Source organism: Pseudomonas sp. 05T35 (genome assembly GCF_056396605.1).
Window position 1 is genome coordinate 1 of sequence record NZ_JBFTLU010000404.1, and the last position, 4264, is coordinate 4264.

Consider the following 4264-nt stretch of genomic DNA (forward strand, 5'->3'; position numbering starts at 1 on the left):
GATCGTACTAACATGAATGACTGCACTTTGTTACGTGGCGTAGTTACTTTTTTATTTCGTGACCAATGACTCCGCCAACAGCCGCACCGCCGACAGTGCCCAAGGCGCTGCCTCCGGTCAGAACGGCCCCACCGACAGCACCGACGCCAGCACCAATGGCCGTGTTACGCCCTTGTGTCGACATAGTGGGACAACCACTCAAACTGATGAGCACGGCTACCGTTAAGGCGCCGAGCGTGAACTTCTGGAAGGTTTTCATGTTTTCTCCGGAAAATGACTGGCAGCAATCTGCCTGACACTCAGAGTGCGTGTAGTGGCCGGAGTGGTCTGTGCGCTAGTGCACGGAGAGCTGTTTGTTTTATTAACAGGTTGATGGCAGAAAGTAGTCGATGTTAATGCTGTCGCCCGCGCCCGCGGCGAATACCTCCCCACTATTCACCGCAACCACTCATTGAGCGCCGTATTATTTGTCGATCGACGTCATATTCTCCCTAATAAAAGCAATACAACCAGGACAATTACGACCACGCCTAACAAACCGCTCGGCGCATAGCCCCAGCTTCGGCTGTGCGGCCAAGTCGGAATAGCGCCAACCAGCAGCAAAATCAGCAGGATCAACAGTATGGTTCCCAAGCTCATGGCTTTTCTCCTTGAGTCTGCAAGTAGGTGGATGTTGTGCAGGCAGTGAGGCCTTGATCTGCGCGTTGCAGGCTATCAACTTGGCACACGTATCCGGTACAGTCTGTACGGCAACACACATATCGCCAGTGTTTAATTGATCAAAGGCACGCTCTTTGTTATTCCGCTTGTGCAACATTTTTTGCGTTATTTAGATTACCCAGTGTGTGATGGCGTACAGAACGTTGCGACGATCAGGTGCAGAATAAAAATAACCACAGAGCAGCCTTCGCTGCAGCAGGTAACACCATGAACACAATGACCGAATCCGCCCTGGTACAGCGTATTAATGCACAGTGTCATCCCTTGATGCGCTACCTCCACAAATTAAGTGGCGTACGCTATTTGGCTGCCTATGACGCTGCCGGTAGTTATGAACTGAACCCTATAAACGGCCACGCAAAACACGCGACCGACAGCGAATTAGCCAATACGGAAGTCTGGGAGAGACTGCCTTAGGCAGCCTCTCTAACCCAGAGCTACGTGGTCGGGCTTATCGTTTGATCAGCGAAATCTTGGTGCCTTCAATACTGACGCCCGCCATCAAGCCTTGCTGGCCAAAGACAAACGCATAAGCATCGTCTTTCAATGTCGAGCTCGACAGATTTTTCGCCACCCCTTCATCAACCACAACAACCGTCGGGCCYACGCCAACTTCCCAGCCTTTGGTCTCACGTACATACTTGACCGCTTTGTCAGTCATCAGGAACACGGCGTAAGCATAAGACTGGGCCCCCGCCTGCAAGCCCCATGAACCGGACACGGTGTTGTAGTAATTGTCTACTTTCGAACCGCTGAACATGACCCCCTCGCCAAAACTGCCACCAAATACCAGACCCGCCTTGATAACTTTAGGGAATACGAGCACTGCCTTGGCAGTACGCGACATGGTCTCGGCCACCGGATTGGCTTTGTAGAGGATCTGCAAGGYATGCCGCGAATCCTGTTCCAGGTCCGCAGCCGTTGCGGCGCTTGCGGTATTGAGCAAACCTGTTGAAGCCAGAGACAGGGTTGTGAGGGCGATAAACAGCAGTGAGCGTAATGAAGTTGTCATGGTTGTACTCCAATGCAGCGATACACACGATGCGGCAAGCCGATAACCAGCAGGATGGGTAGCCGCGACTGCTCATTAGAGTGTCGTAGCGACTGGGCCATGTCTGTTCGCTAGCGCACACTGCCAGCCGCTGAAAGGCTTCAATCGTGGCGCAGCCAGCGCGAATTCCGCTCTGGATGAGCGGATGAGGCCACTAGCGGGCGGCGCCATAAGCGGGTGTTGTAGAAATGATCAACACTCTCAAGACAGTGGAGATCCCTGTGGGAGCGAGCCTGCTCGCGATGGCGGTGTATCAGGTCGCTTCGATGTTGGATTTGCCGACGTTATCGCGAGCAGGCTCGCTCCCACAGGGTTTCGTGTGTTTATGCCAAGYGGCGCAGTGTCAGTCGAGGGCTACGCGGCCTTGCGTTGTGACCTACACCTGCGCCAGAATCCGTCGGCTTGCGCGCTTGGCACCGGGTCTCTATCGTTTCCGTGTCGCTGAATGTTCAGTGACCGGGTGTGAGAACCCGAAACAATCAAGGGTGCAACAGTGCCCTACATGACATGTAGTGGCTCCCAACAGTCAAGGAGCTAGACAATGCCCCACCCTCTGCCTCTGAAAACCGCCGGCCTTACCCTCACTTATCTTTCCGTCAGCATCTGTAGGGAATTTCCCACGCCCTCTCTCGTAACGATTTGAAACTTTTATTGAAACCACAAACTCAATCCGCCATCACCAAGCACTTTAGTGATCGATATCGATATTTAACGCCTCGGTCAGGCGGTTTGCTGGGTAATTTTCATCGTAGATTATGTCGGTGATGCGCCARCCTTCCGGCGTTTTGCGTAACAACACTTTGGTGCCGTTGAAGGTGCTGTCGCGCAGCGTGCTCCAGGCCAGCTGTGATTGTGCGATCTCCCCCCACTGACGGGTTTCTGTAATCCGATACTGATCAACCCGATCTTGAAAACCGGTGATGAGCATGTTGTCGACAAAAGGAGGCTTGTCTTCGGGATGAGCTTTGATTTGCCTGTCACGTTCGATTTCTGCTTTACCCAACAGACGAATAATGGCCGAGTCAAACAGTGGCTTGGCATCATCGACTTTCAACAAGGCGGGGTAGCCATCCTTTAGGCCTTCTTTGAGATACCAGTCGGCCAGTTGTTTTACAGTGGCCTCAGGCGTATTTGCTTTATCTGAGCACCCCAGCAAGAACAGTCCCAGGGCGATTAGGCTGATAGTTTGATAAAACTTTTTGTGCAGTTGCATCCCGTCTCACCTAGTTCGATACTTTTCACAGAAATGATCAGATGATCGCCACTTCAATAACTTACGCGCGTACCGTCAGCGCACGCGATACGCCGTGCATCCAGCCAATTCAATAAGTCCTCGCTACTCATCGGCCGTGCGCAGAGATAGCCTTGCCCTTGGGTACACCCGAGCGCTATCAGCTCCTGGCGCTGCTCTTCGGTCTCGATGCCTTCGACCACTACCGACATGCCCAGGGATTCACCCAGGGTCAGGATGCTGCTGATGATCGCTCGACAACGTGGCTCGTACTCCAGAGTGCGAATAAACTCGCCATCCAGTTTGATCTCGTTGAAAGGCAGCTGACACAGGCGCTGCAACGACGAAAATCCTGTGCCGAAGTCATCAATGGAGAGCCGACAGCCCATCATCCGCAAACGCACCAGACATTCCATGGCGGTCGCAGGCTCTTCCAGCAAACCGCTTTCGATCAGTTCGAAAGTCAGGTCGGAACCCGATGCACCATGAACAGCCAGAATCGTTTTGATCCTCGAAACAAACTCAGGACTGGTCAGTTGCGCAGGCTGCAAATTGAAGGCGACGTTGAGACGATCACCCTGCTCCATGGCCTGTCGCTGCAGGCTCAACCCTTGATGCAATAGCAGGAACAACAGTTCATCCATCAGCCCGCACTGCTCCATGGCGGGCATGAACACCGATGGCGGCAACATGCCTTTGACGGGATGATGCCATCGCGCCAGAACCTCGACCCCTTGAACCCGGTCAGTCAGCAGGTCGAATTTCGGCTGGAAATAAGCGTGAAGTTGCTGATCGTCAAACGCCCGATGCATATCCTCATGACTGGCCAGAGCCGTTGCCGGCTGCAACGGTCGCGCGCTCTGCGGCTCACCCAAGTGTTTTGCCAACAGCTCCTGCAACGCGTCGAACCGCAAGGGCTTGCCGACATCGCCAAGCATCACCATCCCCGACATTGCAATGATCCGCCGTACGGAACGACGCAAATCCACCGACAGCGAACTGCTGATAATGATCGATCCCACAAGACCGGATGGTCCTGCGTGCTGCAAAAACTCCAGACCGTCCATGCCTTCCATCCGCAGGTCGCACAACGCGATGTCGACCGGCCCCACCCGCTCGAGAATGGCCAGCGCTTGCGCACTGTCCGCGGCGGCAAAAACCTCTTGGCAGCCCAATTGCCGAAGCATGTTGAGTGCTACGGAACGTTGGAAGGGATGATCCTCAAGGACCAGAACGCGTAATGGAAGAGTGGGCATCATGGA

At 54.0% G+C, this 4264-nt stretch carries 6 protein-coding genes; 1 reads left to right on the plus strand and 5 read right to left on the minus strand.

What is annotated here, in order from left to right; translation table 11 throughout:
• Window positions 1-43: 43 nt before the first annotated feature.
• A complete protein-coding gene (locus AC1DH9_RS23895; RefSeq protein ID WP_427545377.1) occupies window positions 44-259 on the minus strand; it encodes a glycine zipper 2TM domain-containing protein in 216 nt (71 codons plus the stop codon).
• A gap of 221 nt (window positions 260-480) precedes the next feature.
• Entirely contained in the window at window positions 481-639 is a 159-nt protein-coding gene (locus AC1DH9_RS23900) for a DUF3309 family protein (RefSeq protein WP_081013818.1), read from the minus strand.
• A 288-nt stretch (window positions 640-927) separates the two neighbouring features.
• Here AC1DH9_RS23900 and AC1DH9_RS23905 point away from each other — a divergent pair, with 288 nt between their 5' ends.
• Window positions 928-1137 carry a hypothetical protein gene (locus AC1DH9_RS23905; protein ID WP_427545375.1) on the plus strand — a complete coding sequence of 70 codons (210 nt, stop codon included), beginning with the start codon at window positions 928-930 and terminating at the stop codon, window positions 1135-1137.
• A gap of 34 nt (window positions 1138-1171) precedes the next feature.
• Here AC1DH9_RS23905 and AC1DH9_RS23910 read toward each other — a convergent pair whose 3' ends face one another.
• From AC1DH9_RS23910 to AC1DH9_RS23920, 3 genes are all read right to left on the minus strand, one after another.
• Window positions 1172-1732: a lipid-binding SYLF domain-containing protein gene (locus tag AC1DH9_RS23910; protein WP_477808892.1), complete on the minus strand. Its 561-nt coding sequence runs from the start codon at window positions 1730-1732 to the stop codon at window positions 1172-1174.
• Between the two features lie 727 nt (window positions 1733-2459).
• On the minus strand, window positions 2460-2984 hold the full coding sequence (locus tag AC1DH9_RS23915; protein WP_427545371.1) for a hypothetical protein: 525 nt from the start codon (window positions 2982-2984) through the stop codon (window positions 2460-2462).
• A 53-nt stretch (window positions 2985-3037) separates the two neighbouring features.
• Window positions 3038-4264 (minus strand): EAL domain-containing response regulator (locus AC1DH9_RS23920; RefSeq protein ID WP_477808893.1); only part of this gene is annotated, 1227 nt, incomplete at its 5' end.

Excerpts from the sequence above, each read along its gene's own strand:
- AC1DH9_RS23895 (WP_427545377.1), bottom strand. The coding sequence starts at position 259 with ATGAAAACCTTCCAGAAGTTCACGCTCGGCGCCTTAACGGTAGCCGTG.
- AC1DH9_RS23900 (WP_081013818.1), bottom strand. The coding sequence starts at position 639 with ATGAGCTTGGGAACCATACTGTTGATCCTGCTGATTTTGCTGCTGGTT.
- AC1DH9_RS23905 (WP_427545375.1), top strand. The coding sequence starts at position 928 with ATGAACACAATGACCGAATCCGCCCTGGTACAGCGTATTAATGCACAG.